The sequence below is a fragment of the Halalkalibacterium halodurans genome (genome assembly GCF_005671335.1).
In the GTDB taxonomy this organism is placed as follows: Bacteria; Bacillota; Bacilli; order Bacillales; family Bacillaceae_D; genus Halalkalibacterium; species Halalkalibacterium halodurans.
Window position 1 is genome coordinate 3357085 of the sequence record NZ_CP040441.1, and the last position, 20934, is coordinate 3378018.

Sequence of the window (20934 nt, forward strand, 5' to 3'; positions counted from 1 at the left end):
ATTTTACCTGTCAATAGGCGAAAAGCCGGAGGATTGCATTCCTCCAGCTCTCTTTACCCTTTATTGGATATTTTATCGATAAACAAGGCGATCGCGCCATCTCCTGTCACATTGGTTGCTGTGCCAAAGCTATCTTGGGCCATATAAAGAGCAATCATTAAACCGATAGCTGCCTCACTAAAGCCGAGCATCGAGGCTAACACTCCCGTGGCGGCCATTACAGCTCCTCCAGGAACGCCTGGTGCTGCGATCATGATGACTCCTAGCATTGCGATGACGGGGAGCATTGTGAAATAAGTTGGTGTCGCAAGCCCCTCCATCACCATCATGACTGCTAATGAGCAGCTGACGATCGTAATCGTACTCCCTGATAAATGAATCGTTGCACATAACGGGATCGAGAAGTTGGCAATATCTTCTTTGATCCCATTTTGTTTTGCTTGCCTTAATGTAACTGGAATCGTAGCCGCACTACTCATCGTACCTAAGCCGGTAAAATAAGCTGGGAGCATTGTTTTCAACAGAGCGAATGGATTTCGGCCAATATAGGAACCAGCCGCGACATATTGAATCGTAATCCAGACCCAATGAGTGAGAATCGCGACCACTAACACGACGCCAAATACTTGCAATGTGGCAAAGACGGTTCCTTCTGCCGCAATCCCTGCAAAAATACCAGCGATGTAAAAAGGCAATAACGGAATGATCGCTTTCACAATGATTAACTCAACAACTGCTTTTCCTTCATCAAAAAAACGGATCAAGGTATCGCTTTTCAACATCGTCATACTTATACCGAAAGCAAATGCTAAAACTAATGCAGTCACTACACCCATGATCGGTGCAATTTCAAAATCAATAAAACTTGCCAGACTAGCCCCTTCCTCTGGAACGCCTCCATCTTTTGCGACATACGGCATGACAAATGAGGCCACAAAGAATGCTAACGTGCCCGCTAGTAGTGTAGATACATAAGCTGTTCCTACCGTAAGACCAACCATCTTCCCTGAACCATTTCCTAACTTCGTCACCCCTGAAGCAATAAAAAACAAAATAATGAGCGGGATCATAAAGCGAATAAACTGACCGAGAATCACCTCAACGGTTAAAAAGATCCGTGTGATCCAATCAACTCCTAGGAGACCGACGATAATTCCGACAATGATTCCTGCAAGTAACTTGAGAATAAGCTTCATGCTCCATTCCCTCCTCTATTGATTAAGCGAAAAACGTTTCTCTTCCCCTGTCCCTTACCATAGCGTAAGCTTTTCTGCCTCTCTCCATGAAAGGCTTTTCTATTTCTATATTTTCCACTTACCAAAAACATTCATATTGTTCTGACATCGGTAGAAGAAGGGAAGCAAATGTCCCCTTTCTTTTTACCGAACAAGCTTTTTAAATTTCCGTTTGCCCACTTGTACGATGAGGCCATCCTCTATTTCCACTTGTAACTGGACGTCTTCGACTTTTTCACCGTTAAGCTTCACTCCGCCATTTTGCACCATTCGCCGTGCTTCACCTTTTGATGGCAATAAATCGAGGGTCACAAGCAAGTCCACAATCCAAACAGGGGATTCGCCATCCCACTTCACTTCTGGAATGTCCGTTGGCAAATCTCGCTTTTGGAAGACCGTTTTAAAGTAATTTACGGCTTCTTCAGCTTCCTTTTCGCCATGATACATTCGAACAAGCGTAGCGCCAAGCTTCATTTTCGCATCGCGTGGATGGACACTTCCATCTTCTAGGCCTTTTGCGATCGCTTTTACTTCATCCATTGATAAATCGGTCGCTAACTCATAGTATTTCACCATGAGCTCATCTGGAATCGACATGGCCTTTCCAAAAATTTCATTTGGCGCCTCATCAATACCAATGTAATTGTTTAAGGATTTAGACATTTTTCGTTCTCCATCCAATCCTTCGATTAACGGCATCGTGATCGCAACTTGCTTATCGTTTCCATAAGCTTCTTGAAGCATGCGCCCCATCAACAGGTTGAACTTTTGATCCGTTCCGCCTATTTCAATATCCGACTCTAACGCTACCGAGTCATACCCTTGCATGAGCGGGTAGAAAAACTCATGGATGGAAATAGGCTGACCTGACTTGTATCGCTTTTCAAAGTCATCCCGTTCAAGCATCCGAGCGACGGTCATTTGACTCGCAAGCTTAATGACATCTTCAAAGTTAAGCGCGCTTAACCATTTTGAATTATAATGTAACGTTGCTTTTTCCATATCTAAAATTTTTCCGTACTGCTCCACATACGTCCGAGCATTCGCTTTCACTTGCTCATCGGTTAACTGCTTTCTCGTCTCAGATTTACCAGATGGATCCCCAATTCGCCCGGTAAAATCCCCGATCAACATTTGCACCTCATGGCCAAGATCTTGGAATTGTCGCAGCTTATGAAGGACAACCGTATGACCGATATGAACATCAGGGGCTGACGGGTCCATCCCTAGCTTTACTTTTAACGGCTTACCTGTCCGAACCGACTTTTCAATTTTTTCTCGTAAAGCTTCTTCAGGGACAATTTCCACTACCCCACGCTTTAGAATTTCAAGCTGTCGCTCCACCTCTTGGGTTTGCTCTGGCGTTAACGCTTTTTCCTCCACGGTACATTCCTCCTGTATTGAATGTTAGATCGTTTATAAAAAAATAAAAAACCCCTCCCACATAAGGGACGAGCTTACTCGCGGTACCACCCTTTTTGGAGAAATAGTAGCATTTCTCCCAACTCCAACATGATAACGGCATGCCCCGTTTCTTCACCAAAATAGCAAAGAAAAAGCTCCAAGCTGTACTTCACGAGTCGCCTTTGTACTGATTTGCACCAACCACCAGCTCTCTTTTTACAGGGAGACGTTCGCTACTGTCACTCTTCAACGCTCAATATTGATTCCATTCGTTTTTATCATACTGCCTCATAAAAGTCAAGAATCGCCTTTAGACAAGCTTTACGAAATCATATCGACATTCGACAGTTTGTGCTATAATGACTCATGATATTATCCCTTCTTCGTTCACAAAAGGAGGCTGAACATGAAGAACGCCCTTTCGCAAATCCGTTCTCGCATTCAATCGATTATTACCATATTGCGAGAGAAGAAGATCTTTCGAGGGATTGGCGTAACCTATTTAGTTGCTTGGAACTTAACCCTTGTCTTTCTCGTTGGCGCCCTTGTCCTTTTCGTGTTTATCGGAAGTGCAGGCGCTGGCTATTTTGCTTCTCTCGTCCGGGATGAGCCTCTCCGCTCGGCAGATGAGATGAGGCAGGATATTTTTGATTATGAAGAAACGAGTCAAGTGTTCTTTGCAAACAATGTCTATCTCGGGGAACTTCCCGCAGAAGTAGAACGCCATTACGTTGCCCTCGACGACATCTCAGAACATCTCATACACGCGATTATCGCCACCGAGGATGAATACTTCTACGAGCATGATGGCATCGTTCCAAAAGCCATCCTACGCGCAACCTATCAAGAATTTGCTGGCTCTTCTGTCCAAACGGGAGGAAGCACGCTTACTCAACAGTTGATCAAAAACCAAATTCTAACGAGTGACGTTTCTTTTGACCGAAAAGCGACTGAAATTCTTCTCGCCATGCGCCTTGAACATTTTCTCGAAAAAGAAGAAATTCTTGAAGCTTACTTAAATGTTGTACCATTTGGACGGAACGCCTCAGGCAGGCAGGTCGCAGGTGCTCAAGCAGCGGCAAAAGGCATTTTCGGCGTTGACGCCAAAGATTTAAACTTGCCGCAAGCTGCTTTTATTGCTGGTCTTCCGCAAAGCCCATTCGGCTATACACCGTTTACGAGCACAGGGGAAGTAAAGGAAGATCTAGAGCCTGGACTTAGACGGATGAAAACCGTTTTAAACCGTCTTTACATCAATGGATACATTACGGAAAGTGAGCTAGAGGAAGCGCTAGACTATGACATACGTGAAAACTTAACAAACCGTAAAAAATCGCCTATTGAAAAGTATCCATACTTAACCTATGAAGTGATGAAACGTGGAGAAGAAATCCTCTACAACTTAAAATTAAAAGAGCTTGACGTTGATTTAGATGAGTTAGAGGAAGAAGAACGGCAATCACTTTTAAACAATCTTAGAGAAGAAGCGAAACATGAATTACGCCATAATGGCTACCGCATTCATACGACCATTGACAAAAACATTTATGAAGCGATGAATAATGCAGTCAAGGACGACTCCCTTTTCGGACCAACGATTGCAGGGGAACAAGAACAAGTCGGTGCTCTCTTACTGGAAAATTCGACAGGGGCGATCAAAGGGTTCGTTGCTGGTCGCGATGAAGGAAGTGCAGAAGACCAATACAACCACGCGACGCAAGCGTATCGTCCAAACGGATCAACGATGAAGCCGCTTTTAGCTTACGGTCCAGCGATGGAGATTGGTGCCGCTCAACCAGGTTTCGTCATTCCTGATACACCTGCAACGTATCCAGGCACTTCAACACCTATTAACAACTTTGATCGTACGCATATGGGACTCATCTCTGTTCGTGAATCGCTTGCCCGCTCTCGTAACGTTCCTGCCGTGCGTGCCTTTTTACAGGTGCCACATGAACAATCACGGGAAACGATGCGTAAGCTTGGTTTTCAGCTAAACGACGGAGAACCGTACCCTGCAGCAGCGTTAGGAGCAACCGATCACAACGTCACAGTAGAGCAAAACACGAACGCATTTGCTACGTTTGCAAACGGTGGTCAATACGTCGAATCCTATATGATCGAAAAAATTGAAACAGCAGACGGAACCGTAATTTATGAGCATAAATCAAAGTCAGTTGACGTGTTCACCCCACAGACATCGTACTTAATGATCGATATGATGCGCGACGTGCTCCGCGGTGTCGGAACAGCGAATTCTTTACCAGGACGACTGAAATTTTCTGCCGATTGGGCAGGAAAAACAGGAACATCAAGTGAGGTTAAGGATTCTTGGTTCGTTGGACTAAATCCGAACGTCACCTTGGGCGTATGGATCGGTTATGATACACCGAAAACGATTCAAAGCCCATGGAATGGCTTACGCTACGGGCCGCGTACGCAACAAATTTGGGCGCGAATTGCCAATGCTGCTTATGATGAAAATCCTGAGCTGATGGCACCGAATCAGTCGTTCGAAATGCCTGAAGGAATCGTCCGTCGATCCGTTTGTAGCATCACAGGAACCGCACCATCAAAAGCGTGTGAGCAAGCAGGGCTTGTGACATCCGATTTGTTCAACGCAAAGTTCTTGCCGAAATCTGGAGATGATGGTTTAGAATCTGCTCGTTACGTCACGATTAATGGAAAAAACTATTTAGCTCTTGATTCTACGCCACAAGAGTTCACAGAAGCTGGGCTACGGCTATCATCAGGGGCTTGGAACATGGACAACATAGGTCAATATTTGCCAGATAACCTAAAAGGATTAATTCCTGACAAAAAAGCACCGAATAACGGAAAAACGCCTGGTCCTGTCTCAAATATCCGCTTAAACGGCACGACGCTTCAATGGGATAAACATACAGCAGGTGACATTGTCGGGTATCGAATCTATCGAGTGAATGGTGGCTCGACAGAACGGGTTGGCTCTGTTAAAGGAAACGAAACGACATCTTATAACGTCAGCAACGGTAACCATTCTTATTATGTAACAGCCGTTGATTCGGTTGGTCGTGAATCTAGCCGCTCCTCAGCCGTTCAAGGAAAAACTGCGAGCGTCTCATCAAAGAGTAGCCAGACATCCTCAGATGAAAAGAAAGAGGAGAAGAAAAAAGAAGAGAAGAAGGAAGAAAAGAATGAGGAAAAGAAAGACGATAAGAAGAAGCAGGAGAACGAGCAAAACAACAAACGCGAAGACGATAAACCAGATGACGACGGAGGATCCGACGATGGGGATGATGATTCTTCTTCTGACGATGACCGTTAGGAATACGATAGGGACCCTTAATTAATATGATACCTATAGATAGGACACTTGAAAAAGGGCTCTACAATAAATGTTGGGGTTTTTGCACAAAAGAGGGCAAAAAAAATGCACGCAGGCTCCTTTATCCATTATCCTTGAATTGTTGAGAAACAAAGAAAGGATAGGAGCTGCGTGTACGATGAATTTTACCATGGATTTGCCCGGATTAAAAGGTGTGAAGGTCACAAAGATGGAGGAACGAGAGGGCTTTATCGCGCTCCATGTAGAAATGCCGCGAACGCCTCATCGTTGCCCATCCTGCGGGGAGAGAACCGAGAGAATCCATGATTACCGCATCCAAAAAGTTCAACATCTCAAGCTCTTTGAACGGTGGGTGTATCTATTCTATCGAAAGCGCCGGTACGCGTGCAGATGCGGGAAGCGGTTTGCGGAGAAAGCCTGTTTTGTAGAGCGATATCAGCGTCAGACAGTGGAATGGAATCAAGCGTTTCGCTTACGGCTCATTCAAGGGAAGAACTTTACGGACACAGCGAATCAATTCCAAACGTCCGTGACAACTGCCATGCGCCGGTTTGATCAATTGGCGGCCCCCCTCGTGAAGAAGGTGGATCACCTTCCTCCTCGGATTGCGATTGATGATTACAAAGGGGATACGAATGCGGGGAAATATCAAGTGATCATTGCGGATGCAGATACACGGAAGCCACTGGATATCTTACCGGATCGTAAAGCCGATACGCTTAAACGATATCTTCAAGAGAAAGGTCATCATCTGAAAACAGTCGTGATGGATCTTAGTTATACCTTCAAGTCGGCTGTTCAAAAGGCCTTAGGCCACCCGCTCATCATTGGGGATCCGTTCCATTTCTGTCGTTACATCTACTGGGCTCTGGAAGGGGTTCGCCGCCGAGTGCAAAAAGCGTTCCATCCGTATCATCGAAAACGATGTAAACGGATCAAACATCTGTTTCAGAAAGAGAGAGAAGGACTGGATGATAAGCAAAAGAAGAAGGTGGAGCGGTACTTAGAGCTATCCCCTGATTTAAGGGAAGCGTATGAGCTAAAAGAACATTTTCGTCAGTGGTATCAAGAAGCGAAGATGCAAGGAAGGGAAGGACGAATGAGCGAGGTGAAGCAAGGGCTCTACGCCTTTTACCGAAGAGTGGAGGCGAGCCGGTTAAAGGAGTTCCACCGAGCCATTCAGACGCTGAAGAACTGGCAGACCGAGATCTTGAATAGCCTCGCGTTTGGCTTAAACAATGGTTTTATTGAAGGACTGAATAATCAAACGAAGGTGATTAAGAGAAATGCCTTTGGTTTTCGGCGTTATGATCGCTTGCGAAACCGTATTCTCTTGCATCATCAATTCAAACATCAAACATTCGGGGTAGGATAAGAGGGGCTCGCCCTCCTATGCCACCCCAACATTTGACTAAGAACCTGAAAAAGAGTGTTCATCTATAGGTATTTTTATACACTTACATTTAGAGGGGCATGGGTAGAAGATCATTTTCAACGCGGTCTCTTAGGCGTAAACCTAACCTTTAGAATGCATTTTCCCCTTTTTCCTAGAGCCTGTGACAAAGTTAAAAATCAACCTTTTTCAGACTCTTTTTCTCCATAGGATGCTTTTTACGGTTTTGCTAGAATCATCTGTCTGTTATAAAACGCTCACTCACTTCTAAAAGACATATCTCCTTTACAAGAGGCCGCTTTATCCAATAATCTATTTCACGATTATCATCTCTATCTTCAAAACTTGCCTTGAATCCTTTTGCACGACCCTCTATTGATTAAAGTCGCATTTATTTTTTCTACAATACCAAGCTGTTCTTTTTCTTCAATCGATTTAATGAGAAGTGTTGTTGCTCTCTTTGCTATGTCTGCAAATGAAATATCTATCGTTGTCAAAGGAGGCGATAAATATGAGGCAAAAAACGAATTATCAAAACCTACAATCGAAATGTCCTCTGGAATGTTCAATCCTAGCTCTGTCATTGCTTTGTAAGCTCCAATAGCCATTGTGTCGTTACTGACAAAAATGGCCGTGGGCTTATTTGATCCATTGAGTATAGACTTTATCCCTTCGTACCCGCTATCTTCAGTGAAATCTCCTTGAAAAATATGGTCTTCACTAAGCTTTAATCCATGATAACTTAATGTCTCTTTAAATCCATCTAGTCTTTCTTTAGCAGATACTTTATTTAGATTCCCTGTTATAATCCCAATTTTTTTATGTCCGAGTTCAACTAAATGATTGACTGCTTTCGCACTACCCTCATAGTTATCTGGATTAATATAAATAGCATTATGTTCTTTACTATATACTTCGCTTGTATCAATCATGGCAATCTTATATCCTTGTTTAATGAGCTTAAAAATAAACTCATTTTCATCTTCTTGTGTTCCAACAAAAATGGCACCTTCAATCATTTTTTGATTGAAAATACTCTCGACCTTCTTTAAGTCCTCTTTCGAATAAACAATCGATATGATGACATAATAATCTAATTTGTTGGCTTGATCACTTACTGCATTAATAACCGGAGCAAAAAAGGGGTTGTTGTAGATTAATGTATCGTCAGTCGTTTTGAGATGATGTGTGCCATCGTTCTTCACATCTAATACAACGATGGCAATCATTTTATTTTTTGCACCTGCTAGCTTTCTTGCTGAAGCATTAGGCGCATAATTATATTTTTCAATTGCTTTCCATACTTTCTCTCTAGTTGCTTGAGGGATATCTGGATAATTATTTATGACTCGAGTGATTGTGCTTCTAGAAACGCCAATAAGCTTTGCAAGATCCTCGCTTCGCATAATGATCATACACCCTATCCTTAATCGTTTTTTTTATTATAGCAAAAGGCTGTTTCAAAAGGACAATTGCCTTCTGGACAGCCTTCACAAAAAATCTTTCGTTAGTTGTCATTTATTCCCTGTCATTATTCATTTTTAAACCAAAATTCTCTTAAGTTAGCGGCCCCAGCACGAGATACGATATATATATCATGAACGCCTTGAGCTGTTGCATCTAACGCAGGAGTCCCACTCCATTGATAATTCTCCCAACCAGCTGTCGAGCCATAATTGACCGTGCCAATCAGTCGACCATTAGGACTACCTAGTCTAATGTCAAAGCTTCCACTTTGTGTTGAAGCATAGCTTACAGCAAATGCATTATACCCTGTCGATAAATTGACGTTATCAAACTTTATCCAACTACCAGGGTAAAAGCTTCCCACCCCACAATGCCATGAGGTTACTCCACTTGCACCACTATACTCGCATGCATGCAACTGGAAATCAGAAGCTATCGTACCCCCGTTGTTCGGTGTATAGCGCACCCATTCATAGGAGGCAATAGCATTTTGTCCCCAATATGCTCCTGCCCATTCATCAATACCATACGTATTCCAAATGTTCATCAGCATTTTACTTGGATTTCTAGGGATATTTTCTGTTGCTGTTGCAACCAACTCTCCATTGACATACCAGTTAATGTAATGTTCTTGCCAATCAAACGCATACGTATTAAAACTATTTGCAACATCAAAGCCTAAATCATAAAGGATTTCATTTCCCCCTCTACCATTCGTGTAGTAATTAAATTGAACCTTAGTCGTGTCATTACCTAAGAATTCAATATCAATTTCATCCCAAGGTGCTCCATTATGAGAGGGACCTGTGTATGTGAAGAAAGAAGAAATAACCCCCGATACATTTGATAGCTTCATCGATACTTCATACAACCATAACCGTAAAAATGGTTCGTTGAATATTCAGCACACTCATAGTTATACGGTGCTGCGTAGGAATGATTTGGACGAATAGACAGCTCCATTTCACCACCACTAAAATTAACCCTATTCCGACTCCAATGACATCCAAAAAAGGGATCATTATTTCTCCAACCATCCGAAATCTGCCAGTTTCGCTCATCATGACTTTGAAACGAATGATAAAGTGGACTTTCTGTTACTGGGTTATGTGCAAACGTCACAGCTTTAAATGACACCAGTATTAAAAAGATCAAGACAAAGACACTGATCGTTTTGTAAATTTTAATTGTGATCACTCCCACAAAAAATGTATTTTACGATAATCAGTAATTTCTTAATACTTGAAAGCCTACTTTTCTGTTACTCTAGCCCTTAAGTAAACCATTACTCCTATTGCAAAAGCTAGAAGTCCAAATAGTAAATAATGATACATTGAGGTCGCCGTATTAGGTAATCTTTCACCTCCAGATTCCTTTAAGTCGTTTACGTTTTCTTTCGTTTCGTCGTTCTCATCTATTTCGATTTTCTCGATAGGCTCTTCAATTGGTTTTTCGATTGGTTCTTCAATTGGTTCTTCTGTCGGCTCTTCAATTGGTGGTTCTGGTGTTACTGGTGGATCTGATAATTCTGAAAGTGGTGTATACCTCACCCAATCATAGTATGAATATACAGGCGTATTATCGCCATCGAATACACCTGTCCATCCATCTACTCCCACGCCCGGCCATAAATTCATCATGATCTTCTGCGGGGTCTGTGGAATGTTTTCTGTCGCTGTATGAACCGCTTCTCCATTAACATACCAGGTAATGGAATCCTCTCTCCATTCAAAGGCATACGTATTAAATGACTCTGATGCATCAAACCCTAAATCATAGTAAAATTCATTTCCTCCTACTCCATTTGTAAAGTAATTAAATTGTATTCTCGTCGTGTCCTTTCCTAAGAACTCAATATCAATTTCATCCCAAGGATCTCCATCCCAATCCCATTCCCCTGTGTAGGTAAAAAAGGATGACACGGTCCCTTCTACCTTCGCAGGCTTCATACTCACTTCAAAGAGTCCATAATGATAGAAATCATTGGTACGAAGCTCTCCTGCTTTATAGGGAGGTGCTTGTTCATCATTTTCTAGCACTTGTTCGTCTTCTTTGTCAATAGTAAGTCTCATTAGACCGTCAGACAACGTCACCTGTTCTGGATACCATGTTGCATTGAACATCTGGCCATTTGTCCAGACGCCTGCTTTAGACCAACGTTCGTCATCAAAAGCATCAAACGACTCATAAAACGCTGTTCCCATTGGCCTCTCTTCTTCAGCTTTTACCCCTTGATGACTAAACCCAACAACAAATACTCCAAACAACAAAGAAAAAACAGAAATGAAAACTAAATATTTACTTTTTACCATCTTCCATCCTCCTTATAGGGATCATTTTGTTACTATCCGTTAACTAACGCGTGTTAGTAAACAGCGAAAAATTTGTTGTTACTTTTTCGGTAACAACTTTAAAAAATTCGGAATTTTAGAAAGCGCTTTCAATCCTATTATAAATGAATCTTAAATAAATTCAATCTTTTTCACTACTTTTTCTATTAACTGCAAAAAGTCAGGTTATCATACAGCGCGTAGAAAAAAATATTATTTTCCGAGGGTAAAATCCCCCAAAATCAACTGAAATAGCCAAATATCGGAGAATTCGATTTATGCTACTTTTTGTAACGATTCTTTTCTCAATAAACAATTTTGCCTCATTCACTACCTCAACATTTGATTAAGTGCTAAAATAAAGCCCCTACAGGATTGGTTCCATAGGGGCTGGATGCTTTTAATCTTCCATTGTCGAAAGGTCTCCCGTAGGTAAGTCTAGCTCCCATGCTTTTAACACACGACGCATAATTTTACCGCTGCGTGTTTTTGGTAGCTTATCCTTAAACTCGATCTCTCTTGGAGCGGCATGGGCAGCAAGACCTTCCTTCACAAATGTGCGAATATCTTCTTTTAACTCGTCGGTGAGTTCATATCCATCGCGAAGGGAGACAAATGCCTTGATAATTTCGCCACGAACTGGATCAGGCTTTCCGATAACTCCCGCTTCAGCTACAGCAGGATGCTCTACTAGCTTGCTTTCTACCTCAAATGGACCGACTCGTTCCCCTGAGGTCATAATGACATCATCAATTCGGCCTTGGAACCAGAAATAGCCATCTTCATCCATATAAGCCGAATCACCAGAAACGTACCAGCCATCAATTTCAAAATAGCTGTTATACTTTTCTTCATTTTTCCATATGGCACGCATCATCGAAGGCCAGCCTTTGCGGATCGCTAAATTCCCCATCCGATTCGGTGGTAGCTCATTCCCTTGATCATCGATGATGGCCGCTTTAATTCCTGGCAACGGTTTTCCCATTGAGCCTGGGCGAATGTCCATTGATGGATAGTTACAAATTAATTGCGCTCCTGTTTCTGTCATCCACCACGTATCATGAATACGCAAATCAAACACTTTCATCCCCCAGCGGACAACTTCTGGATTTAATGGTTCACCCACGCTTAAGATGTGGCGCAAAGACGATAGATCGTACTTTTTCACGAGCTCATCCCCGGCGCTCATTAACATTCGGAACGCGGTTGGTGCACTGTACCATACGGTTGCCTTATATTTTTGCAATGTCTCATACCAATCTGCTGGGCTAAAGCGACCACCGCGAATTACATTTGTCGCTCCACATAACCACGGGGCAAAAATCCCGTACGACGTCCCTGTTACCCAGCCAGGATCAGCAGTACACCAATAGACATCATCCTCTTTTAAATCTAACACCCATTTTCCTGTTTGGTAGTGTTGAATCATCGCATTGTGGACGTGCAATACTCCTTTTGGCTTCCCAGTAGATCCTGAAGTATAGTGTAAAATCAAGCCGTCTTCACGGTCCACCCATTCAATCTCTAAGTCGTCCGATGCTTGAGTTAACCTAGAGAGAAAATCACGATAAGGCCCTTCTTCTTCAACATGATCACCGACGATAAATACCGTTTCCAAATGTGGCAATTGGTCGACTGGTACACGTTGTAACAGATCTGGAGTTGTGATGAGAACTTTTGCTTCACTATCTTCTAAGCGATCTCTGACTGCCCCTTCCATAAAGGCTTCAAAAAGAGGTCCAACGATCGCACCAACCTTCACTGCGCCAAGCAATGCAAAATAAAGTTCAGGTGAGCGTGGCATGAAAATAAAGACCCGATCCCCTTTGCTGACTCCAGCATCGCGAAGAACGTTGCCAGCTTTATCTGTATACTTCTTCATATCAGCAAATGTATACTGCTCATCCCTTGTTGCGTCACTATAATAAAGAGCCACTTTATCTTGTCTGTTTGATTCTGCATGACGGTCAATGGCTTCATAGGCGAGATTCACTTTCCCTGTCTCATACCATGAAAACTGTTTTTCAACAGAAGACCAATCAAAGGTAGAGACAGCTTCATTGTAATCTTTTAGATTATGGTTCCCCTCTTTTGCTGGAAGCGCTTGCAAGTTCATCAACCTCATCTCCCTCTCTTATTTTCAAATTCTCGTACTATTATAGTACAGTTAGAAAATTTTTTCAATTTCAAATTGTGTATTGGTTTTACTTATGAGAAAATAATCATGTGGCAATCCGCAGAACAAACAACAATTTGGGGCAACATCATGTATACTATGAATAGATATACAACCAAGGAAACAGAAAAAAGCGCCGAGCGTAAATACGAGCGCTTCGATCATTAAAGGTGGTTCAAGTGATGATTCATAAAAAAACGTACTATGCGGTAAAGCACGAAGCCAACGGATTTCCCCTCGTCCTTGAAGGTCCTTTATCAGGAAAACAGCTTTCGGAGCTCGACTTTCATGAAGGGCTCGTCGCTTTTCGTCCACCTAAGGAACAGAGAAAGGCCTTAATTGAAATAGCCGATTTACCCGAGGGCCGAGTGAATATTGTCCGTCATGAGCAAATGATCGTCGGCTATGTGACCTTTGTGTACCCAGATCCGCTGGAACGTTGGTCACAAGGACAAATTGAAAATTTAATTGAGCTTGGTGCGATCGAAATTGCCCCTGAATATCGCGGAGCTCAGGTTGGAAAAAACCTTCTCAGACTATCGATGAAAGACGATGCAATGGAGGATTACATCATTATTACAACGGAGTATTACTGGCATTGGGACTTAAAAGGGAGTGGTCTCAATGTATGGGAATACCGAAAAGTGATGGAAAAAATGATGAGCGCTGGCGGTCTGGAATGGTATGCGACTGATGACCCTGAAATATGCTCCCATCCGGCTAACTGCTTGATGGCCCGAATCGGGAAAAGAGTGGCCCCAGAGTCGATTCAGGCGTTCGATCAGCTGCGCTTCCAAAACCGGTTTATGTACTAATTCTACTCTATAAGACACTCAAAAGAGGTGATCGTTTTCATGCTCATCGAAGAGATTATGAAACGTAACGTCGTCACAATCCATGAACAAACAACGATCAAAGAAGCTTATCAGACGATGATTCAAGAAAAATTCCGCCACCTCCCTGTCATTACCAAATCAAAGGACGTTATCGGCATCGTAACAGATCAAGATATACGTGATGCTAGCCCGTCCATATTCCATCAGGATGAACATCAAGAGGACTTGCAGAAACCCGTATCTTCCATCATGACAAAGGATGTGATTACCGTCCATCCTCTAAATTCAGTCGCAGAGACCGCGAGACTTCTTTATGAAAATCGCATTAGTTGTCTGCCAGTGACAGAAGGGGAGCAGCTTGTCGGGATCGTAACAGACACGGATGTTCTGCATACGCTCGTAGAATTGATGGGAGCTCACCAGCCGAGTTCACAAATTTATGTGCGCGTGGAAAATAAAGCTGGCCAATTAGCAGATGTAGCAGCAATTATGAAACAGCGGCAAATGAATATCGCAAGCGTCCTCGTCTACCCAGATAGGGAAGATGAACGTTATAAAATTTTAGCTTTTCGCATTCAATCGATGGATCCAAGGGGAACAATTAGTGACCTCCAATCAAAAGGGTATCACGTGCTGTGGCCCAACATTCCAGGGATCGCCACATGAAAAAAGCAAGCTTTGTTTACTCAGAAAACCAGCTGTCGTATCAATTTCACTCGACCCACCCCTTTAACCATCAACGTTTGCGATTAACTTATGATCTGTTAAAAAGCATGAACGCTTTGGATGATTCAGAAATTGTAGCCCCTCGTGTAGCCACAGAGGCTGAACTCCGCCTCATTCACGATCAAGCGTTTATCGATGCAGTGAAGGCTGCCGGTAATGGAACGTTAAGCGATGGGGTCGCATTGAACTATGGTCTCGGAACGGAAGACACTCCGATATTTAAAAACATGCATGAAGCCGCGGCCCTTCTTGTCGGGGGCACGCTAACTGCTGTCGATCAAGTGATGGAAGGTCATGCCGAGCACGCCTGCCACCTAGGCGGCGGCTTACATCACGGGTTTCGTGGGAAAGCTTCAGGCTTCTGCGTTTACAATGATAGCTCAATCGCGATCGAATATATGAGACGCAAATTTGGTGCACGTGTTCTTTACATTGATACAGATGCCCATCATGGTGATGGTGTCCAATGGGCGTTTTATGAGGAGGACGATGTTTGTACATTGAGCATTCACGAAACCGGTCGCTACCTTTTCCCAGGAACAGGGAACTTTAATGAAAAAGGGCAAGGCGAAGGATATGGTTATTCGATTAACATTCCTCTCGATGCGTTTACGGAGGATGACTCCTTTTTATTCGCCTACGAACAGGCCGTTACAAACGTCGTGAAATTTTTTAAACCAGACGTCATTTTAACGCAAAACGGGGCTGACGCTCACTTCCATGATCCGTTAACACACCTTTGCGCCTCAATGCGAACGTTCCGCTACATCCCTCAGCTTGCTCACGCCCTTGCCCATGAATATTGTGAGGGCCGATGGATTGCTGTCGGTGGTGGCGGCTATGATATTTGGCGAGTGGTTCCACGGGCATGGGCTATGATATGGCTTGAGATGACCGATCAATTGCAAAAAGCTAACGGGCCGTTACCTGAGCGATGGCTCAGTAAATGGACCACATATGCTCAGCATCCTTTGCCTTCACATTGGGAAGATGAAAATGAAGAGTTACCTACCATTCCGCGCCGTGATGAAATTACAGAGAAAAACAAGAAAATTGTCGAGAAGGCATTATATCACATTTACACAGAATTGAAAACGCAAACATAGACAGTTTATGAAAACATGTCTAGTTGTCGTATATGTGCCGAGAGACTGGAGATAAACTTGGCACTCCAGTCTCTCGTTCCTATGTAAGCTTTTTGAGCATCCCACTTACAATTAATTGTGATTGCTCACTGGCGATTTTCGTAAATTCAGCAAAGGATATATTCGCTTCCTCGTTCGCTTTATCAGAAATCGAACGAATTACGACAAACGGAATCTGATTCAGCGCTGCCACTTGAGCAACAGCTGCCCCTTCCATCTCAACACAAACAGCATCAAATTTCTCAGCAAGCTCTCTCACCCTATGGCGATCAGCAATAAATTGGTCACCGCTCACAATTCGTCCCTTAACAACCTTTCGTCCCGTCTCGTTTGTCGCTACATCATAAGCTACAGATGCAAGCCATTCATCTGCTAAAAAGTCAGATGATCGTTCAAACATCGGAATTTCTCCTCGCTTGAATCCAAGAGGGGTGCCATCCATGTCATGATGCTGAAGTGATGTAGAGATGACAAGGTCTGCAACTTCAAGTGAAGGAGATAAAGCTCCAGCAACCCCAGTAAAAATGATGGCGTCTACATGAAAGTGGTCAATTAATAATTGGGTTGTCATCGCGGCGTTCACTTTACCCACACCTGATTTAACGAGTACGACTCGTGCCCCATGAATGGTCCCTTCATAAAAACAAACGGTCGCTAAAGTCGACTCGCTGATGACATCCATTTGCTCTTTTATTAATGCTAGTTCTTCCTTCATTGCGCCAATGAGACCAATTGTTTTCATGGTCTTTTCTTCCCCCTTTGGAAAATAAGTAATCATTTCTTTGTCAAACAACAGATTGCCACCGTTAGTATGTCACAAGTCAATCCTCTGCCATTATCCATGTGCTTCCTAGATTGTAGAAAAAAACAACCCTCATGCAAGAGGATTGTTAAGTTGCTGCATTAAAACGTATCATCTGGATTTGTGGTAGGGTCTGAGATAACGATAATAACCCTACGGTTTTGCTGCAGATTTTCTTCTGTTGTGTTCGGGACAACAGGCCTTGTATCACCGAAGCCTGTAGCGATAAACCTACTAGGGTCAACATTATGATGATCGATAATATAACGAATGACACTGCTCGCTCTCGCACCTGATAATTCCCAATTTGAAGGGTAACGGTACGTCGAGATCGGCCGGTTATCGGTATGACCTTCCACTTTGACGATATTCGGAATTAATTCTACTAAGGTTCCGACCTTATCAAGAAATGGTCTTGCTCCTGGTAAAACCTCAGCTTCTCCTGTCTCAAAGAGAGCTTGTTCTTGCAAAATGAGAACAACCCCTCGATCATCCCGGGTGGCAGAAATTTGTTCTGTCAATTCATTCTCTTCTAAGAACTCTTCCACCTCAGCTAGCAGTTCATCAAGATCCACTTCATCCTTTTGCTCATCGCCATACTCTCCTTCATCGAACGGTTCTTTCCGCTCTTCTCCCCGATCTTCTTTTGGACTTTCAAAATCGATTGCAGAGGGAAGGAATTCAAATACTTGTCGCTGTTGAAACGACTCTGCAATGGCTCGAAACTTTTGCGCATCAACTACAGACATGGAGAACAAGAGGATGAAAAAGACGAGAATGAGCGTCATCAAATCAGAAAAAGTAACCATCCATCTTGGTGCTCCTTTTTCTGGCTGACGTTTTCTACGCTTCATTCGCTTCGTCCCCCGTTTCTTCGTCTGCTTCCTTATCTTTCTTCGTAATAAATGCGCTTAGTTTCTCTTCAAGGATTTTCGGGTTCTGACCTGACTGAACACCGATTACTCCTTCAATAATAATCTGCTTCACAAACACTTCGCTGTCTGTTTTGTTCATGAGCTTGGTGGACATCGGTAAGAAGACAAGGTTTGCTAACACCGTTCCATAGAGAGTTGTCAACAAAGCCACCGCCATGTTTGGTCCAAGAGTTGATGGATCATTTAAGTTTTGCAACATTAACACGAGTCCGATTAATGTACCGATCATTCCCCAGGCTGGCGCATACTCTGCCGCCTTATCAATCAGCGCTCGGCTCTTTGTATGCCGCTCTTCCATCGCGGTCACTTCAGCCATCATAATGTCTTTAATCACATCTGGTTCAATACCATCGACAGCAAGAAGGATCCCTTTCCGAATAAACGGATCTTCCACCTCTTCATCAAGACCGGCTTCTAATGCTAGTAGCCCTTCTCTTCTTGCCTTTCCTGACAGATTCACGAATGTCTGTACAAGTTTCCCCAAATCGTGATCTTGCGTTCGAAAGGCCTCCATTAGTACTCTTGGCACTTGTTTTAACTCGGTAAAAGAAAAGGTAATAACGAGTGCCGATACGATTCCTCCAATAACGATAAGAACGGAGGAAATCTGGATGAAGAAGACGATTCCTGAAGGACCAGAGTTTGAGAACACAGCTAATAATAGAACTGTAATTCCAAGAAAAAGACCCACAGGTGTTAAAATATCAAATTTTTTCATATCCCTCTCCCTGCCTATCACGTGATGAATCTAGATGTCACGGAGAGCTAGGGTCTTGTCGATTGGCGAAACTCAATGCGGTGCGGAAGTTCGACGATATGCTCACTTACCTCTTCTTTGTTCATATACTTAGTCAATAACCGCATGGAAACAGCCCCTATATCATAAATAGGCTGGACTACTGTTGAAAGGGTTGGGCGAACCATTGTCGCTAGGCGGGTATTGTCAAAACCGATGACTTCAATATCATCCGGGATATTAAGTCCATGATCCTGAGCCCCATGAATAATACCTAACGCCATTTCATCGGTTGCTACAAAGATCGCGGTCGGTCTTTTCTCTAGCTTCGTAAAGACGTTCATCGCATCAATCCCTGAATCATATGTATAATCGCCAATGACGACCATCGATTCATCGAATGCAACGCCTCTCTCTTCCAACGCTTCCCGGTAGCCTGCATATTTTTGATAGCCATTTACAGGATCCTCTAACGATCCAGAAACCATGCCAATGGAAGTATGTCCTTTTTCAATTAAATAGGTGACAGCATCGAAAGCAGCTTGTTTGTAATCGATGTTTACAGATGGGATTTCTTTTTCTGCATCTAAAGTTGCTGCTAATACAACTGGAACATGCGCCCGCTTGAATTCTTCTGCATGCTCATTTGTAATTTCTCCACCCATGAAGACAATACCATCCACTTGTTTCTCTAAAAGAGTGTTGATGAGATGGATTTCCTTTTCTTTGTTTTGATCAGAGTTACAAAGAATGATGTTATACTTGTACATCGTCGCGATATCTTCAATCCCCCGTGCAAGTTCTGCAAAGAAGATACTTGAGATATCTGGAATAACCACCCCAACTGTCGTCGTCCGCTTACTCGCCAATCCTCTTGCTACAGCATTTGGTCTATACCCAAGTCGTTCGATGGCTTCCAGCACCTTTTTTCGCGTCGCTGGTTTTACATTTGGATTGCCATTGACCACCCGGGATACCGTTGCCATAGATACCCCTGCTTCACGTGCAACATCATAAATCGTAGTATTCAATGTGATCCTCCTCTATCTAAAGGAATAATTTTTCATATGAATGTATTGTTATCATACGATACTATGAGGAGGTCCGCAATGTCTTACTCTACTTATATCGACATTAATGAAAAAACTTTCAACATTTTTTCATAAAAGGCGAGTTCTTTTTGATCGTAACTCGCCCTATTTCAACACGAACCTACTCCTATTTATACCTTTCCCATTTTTTAGCTTATCCACTCTATGTAAATGTATTTTTTGGCCATAGCCGATCGTTATCAGATAACAGCGAAAAACTCCTCATTATTGAGGAGTTTTCGTTGCATCTTTGTATAGTCCTGATGCAATAAGATCATCGACAAATGCATGGAATTGCCCGATGTCCATTTGTTGTGCTGAGTCTGACAAAGCAACAGCAGGATCTGGATGCACTTCAGCCATTACCGCATCGGCGCCGATAGCAAGAGCTGCCTTTGCTGTCGGGAGAAGCAGATCACGTCGGCCAGTAGAGTGAGTCACATCTACTAGAACCGGTAAATGCGTTTCTTGCTTCAAGATTGGTACCGCTGAAATATCGAGTGTGTTTCTCGTTGCTTTTTCGTAAGTGCGAATGCCACGCTCACATAGCATGATCTGCCCATTTCCTTTTGAAACGATATACTCTGCCGCGTGAATGAATTCAGAAATCGTTGCTGATAGACCTCGTTTTAATAGAACAGGTTTGTTCACAGATCCGGCAGCTTTCAACAGTTCAAAGTTTTGCATGTTACGGGCTCCAATTTGAATCACATCGATATAATCGATTGCTTCTTCAAGGTCCGCTGGCGTTACAATTTCACTAATGACCGCTAAGTCGAACTCATCTGCCACACGTTTTAAAATTTTTAACCCTTCAAGTCCTAATCCTTGGAAGTCGTAAGGCGATGTTCTTGGCTTGTATGCACCACCACGCAATAGTTTAAGTCCTCTTGCTTTTACTTCCTTTGCTACAGCCGCTACTTGCTCGTAGCTTTCAACTGCACAAGGTCCCATAATAAGACGTTGCTCGCCATCGCCAACTGTTTCCCCTTTCACGTTGACAATCGTGTTCTCAGGGTGTTTTTTCCGTGAAACAAGTAGCGCTTTACGGTTATCATCTTCTTGAAGTTCGAGGCTTGCTTTGAAAATTTCCTTAAAAATATGTTGGAGGGTCGATGTTTCAAACGGCCCTTTATTGTTTTCTGCGATATGGTTCAACATATTTCGCTCGCGAACAGGGTCAAAACGATTAACGCCTTGCTTGCTCTTTAGCTGACCGATTTCCTGCACGAGTTGCGCGCGCTCATTAATCAATTCAAGAAGCTTTAAGTTTACCTCATCTAACTTATCTCTTAACAAATCTAGCTGCTCATTGCTCACTATTCTCCAC

General features: G+C 43.1%; 16 protein-coding genes, 1 pseudogene and 1 other annotated feature. Of the genes and pseudogenes, 5 read left to right on the forward strand and 12 right to left on the reverse strand.

Annotated features, from left to right (window positions below; all coding sequences use genetic code 11):
- Positions 1–53: 53 nt before the first annotated feature.
- Positions 54–1196, reverse strand: a complete 1143-nt coding sequence (locus FED51_RS16370; protein ID WP_053430496.1) for a dicarboxylate/amino acid:cation symporter — start codon at positions 1194–1196, stop codon at positions 54–56.
- Between the two features lie 183 nt (positions 1197–1379).
- Entirely contained in the window at positions 1380–2618 is a 1239-nt protein-coding gene (gene tyrS, locus FED51_RS16375) for a tyrosine--tRNA ligase (RefSeq protein ID WP_010899371.1), read from the reverse strand.
- 61 nt (positions 2619–2679) lie between these two features.
- Positions 2680–2898: a binding site (T-box leader), on the reverse strand.
- Positions 2899–3045: 147 nt separating this feature from the next.
- On the opposite strand from tyrS, the gene FED51_RS16380 reads away from it, so the two are divergent.
- Entirely contained in the window at positions 3046–5946 is a 2901-nt protein-coding gene (locus FED51_RS16380) for a transglycosylase domain-containing protein (protein ID WP_053430495.1), read from the forward strand.
- A gap of 178 nt (positions 5947–6124) precedes the next feature.
- Complete coding sequence (locus FED51_RS16385) at positions 6125–7342, forward strand: ISL3-like element IS651 family transposase (protein ID WP_138090681.1); 1218 nt, start codon at positions 6125–6127, stop codon at positions 7340–7342.
- 356 nt (positions 7343–7698) lie between these two features.
- On the opposite strand, the gene FED51_RS16390 is transcribed toward FED51_RS16385, so the two are convergent.
- The 5 genes and pseudogenes from FED51_RS16390 to acsA form a co-directional block, all read right to left on the reverse strand.
- The gene (locus tag FED51_RS16390; protein ID WP_233443842.1) at positions 7699–8775 is read right to left on the reverse strand and encodes a LacI family DNA-binding transcriptional regulator; all 1077 of its coding nucleotides are present in this window, start codon (positions 8773–8775) and stop codon (positions 7699–7701) included.
- A 116-nt stretch (positions 8776–8891) separates the two neighbouring features.
- Positions 8892–9683, reverse strand: coding sequence for a family 16 glycosylhydrolase (locus FED51_RS16395; protein ID WP_233443843.1), 792 nt, complete (start codon positions 9681–9683; stop codon positions 8892–8894).
- Positions 9684–10077: 394 nt separating this feature from the next.
- Positions 10078–10377 carry an LPXTG cell wall anchor domain-containing protein gene (locus FED51_RS21770; protein WP_420810282.1) on the reverse strand — a complete coding sequence of 100 codons (300 nt, stop codon included), beginning with the start codon at positions 10375–10377 and terminating at the stop codon, positions 10078–10080.
- Positions 10360–11139: pseudogene (gene bglS, locus FED51_RS16400) on the reverse strand (beta-glucanase); the annotation flags it as partial. The pseudogene bglS and the gene FED51_RS21770, both read right to left, overlap by 18 nt.
- A 418-nt stretch (positions 11140–11557) precedes the next feature.
- The gene (gene acsA / locus FED51_RS16405; RefSeq protein WP_010899376.1) at positions 11558–13273 is read right to left on the reverse strand and encodes an acetate--CoA ligase; all 1716 of its coding nucleotides are present in this window, start codon (positions 13271–13273) and stop codon (positions 11558–11560) included.
- 242 nt (positions 13274–13515) lie between these two features.
- On the opposite strand from acsA, the gene FED51_RS16410 reads away from it, so the two are divergent.
- The 3 genes from FED51_RS16410 to FED51_RS16420 are packed head-to-tail and all read left to right on the forward strand — an operon-like array spanning position 13516 to position 16001.
- Positions 13516–14148, forward strand: a complete 633-nt coding sequence (locus FED51_RS16410; protein WP_053430493.1) for a GNAT family N-acetyltransferase — start codon at positions 13516–13518, stop codon at positions 14146–14148.
- Positions 14149–14187: 39 nt separating this feature from the next.
- On the forward strand, positions 14188–14835 hold the full coding sequence (locus FED51_RS16415) for an acetoin utilization AcuB family protein (protein ID WP_053430492.1): 648 nt from the start codon (positions 14188–14190) through the stop codon (positions 14833–14835).
- The gene (locus FED51_RS16420; protein ID WP_053430491.1) at positions 14832–16001 is read left to right on the forward strand and encodes an acetoin utilization protein AcuC; all 1170 of its coding nucleotides are present in this window, start codon (positions 14832–14834) and stop codon (positions 15999–16001) included. Before FED51_RS16415 ends, FED51_RS16420 begins: the two co-directional genes overlap by 4 nt.
- 79 nt (positions 16002–16080) lie before the next feature.
- On the opposite strand, the gene FED51_RS16425 is transcribed toward FED51_RS16420, so the two are convergent.
- The 5 genes from FED51_RS16425 to FED51_RS16445 all read right to left on the reverse strand — a co-directional run bounded on the left by FED51_RS16425 (position 16081) and on the right by FED51_RS16445 (position 20924).
- A complete protein-coding gene (locus FED51_RS16425; RefSeq protein ID WP_053431929.1) occupies positions 16081–16782 on the reverse strand; it encodes a 5'-methylthioadenosine/adenosylhomocysteine nucleosidase in 702 nt (233 codons plus the stop codon).
- Positions 16783–16943: 161 nt separating this feature from the next.
- Positions 16944–17696, reverse strand: a complete 753-nt coding sequence (motS, locus tag FED51_RS16430; RefSeq protein ID WP_010899381.1) for a flagellar motor protein MotS — start codon at positions 17694–17696, stop codon at positions 16944–16946.
- Positions 17686–18495: a flagellar motor protein MotP gene (gene motP, locus FED51_RS16435; RefSeq protein WP_010899382.1), complete on the reverse strand. Its 810-nt coding sequence runs from the start codon at positions 18493–18495 to the stop codon at positions 17686–17688. Before motP ends, motS begins: the two co-directional genes overlap by 11 nt.
- Before the next feature lie 47 nt (positions 18496–18542).
- A complete protein-coding gene (gene ccpA, locus FED51_RS16440; RefSeq protein WP_053430490.1) occupies positions 18543–19544 on the reverse strand; it encodes a catabolite control protein A in 1002 nt (333 codons plus the stop codon).
- Positions 19545–19829: 285 nt separating this feature from the next.
- Positions 19830–20924, reverse strand: coding sequence for a bifunctional 3-deoxy-7-phosphoheptulonate synthase/chorismate mutase (locus FED51_RS16445; RefSeq protein ID WP_010899384.1), 1095 nt, complete (start codon positions 20922–20924; stop codon positions 19830–19832).
- Positions 20925–20934: the final 10 nt, after the last annotated feature.

What these genes read in the sequence shown, in the direction of transcription:
- FED51_RS16415 (WP_053430492.1), top strand. Translation starts at nt 14,188, where the DNA reads ATGCTCATCGAAGAGATTATGAAACGTAACGTCGTCACAATCCATGAA.
- FED51_RS16395 (WP_233443843.1), bottom strand. Translation starts at nt 9,683, where the DNA reads ATGAAGCTATCAAATGTATCGGGGGTTATTTCTTCTTTCTTCACATAC.
- FED51_RS16410 (WP_053430493.1), top strand. Translation starts at nt 13,516, where the DNA reads ATGATTCATAAAAAAACGTACTATGCGGTAAAGCACGAAGCCAACGGA.
- acsA (WP_010899376.1), bottom strand. Translation starts at nt 13,273, where the DNA reads ATGAACTTGCAAGCGCTTCCAGCAAAAGAGGGGAACCATAATCTAAAA.
- FED51_RS16380 (WP_053430495.1), top strand. Translation starts at nt 3,046, where the DNA reads ATGAAGAACGCCCTTTCGCAAATCCGTTCTCGCATTCAATCGATTATT.
- FED51_RS16390 (WP_233443842.1), bottom strand. Translation starts at nt 8,775, where the DNA reads ATGATCATTATGCGAAGCGAGGATCTTGCAAAGCTTATTGGCGTTTCT.
- FED51_RS16370 (WP_053430496.1), bottom strand. Translation starts at nt 1,196, where the DNA reads ATGAAGCTTATTCTCAAGTTACTTGCAGGAATCATTGTCGGAATTATC.
- FED51_RS16425 (WP_053431929.1), bottom strand. Translation starts at nt 16,782, where the DNA reads ATGAAAACAATTGGTCTCATTGGCGCAATGAAGGAAGAACTAGCATTA.
- FED51_RS16420 (WP_053430491.1), top strand. Translation starts at nt 14,832, where the DNA reads ATGAAAAAAGCAAGCTTTGTTTACTCAGAAAACCAGCTGTCGTATCAA.
- FED51_RS16385 (WP_138090681.1), top strand. Translation starts at nt 6,125, where the DNA reads ATGAATTTTACCATGGATTTGCCCGGATTAAAAGGTGTGAAGGTCACA.
- motS (WP_010899381.1), bottom strand. Translation starts at nt 17,696, where the DNA reads ATGAAGCGTAGAAAACGTCAGCCAGAAAAAGGAGCACCAAGATGGATG.
- motP (WP_010899382.1), bottom strand. Translation starts at nt 18,495, where the DNA reads ATGAAAAAATTTGATATTTTAACACCTGTGGGTCTTTTTCTTGGAATT.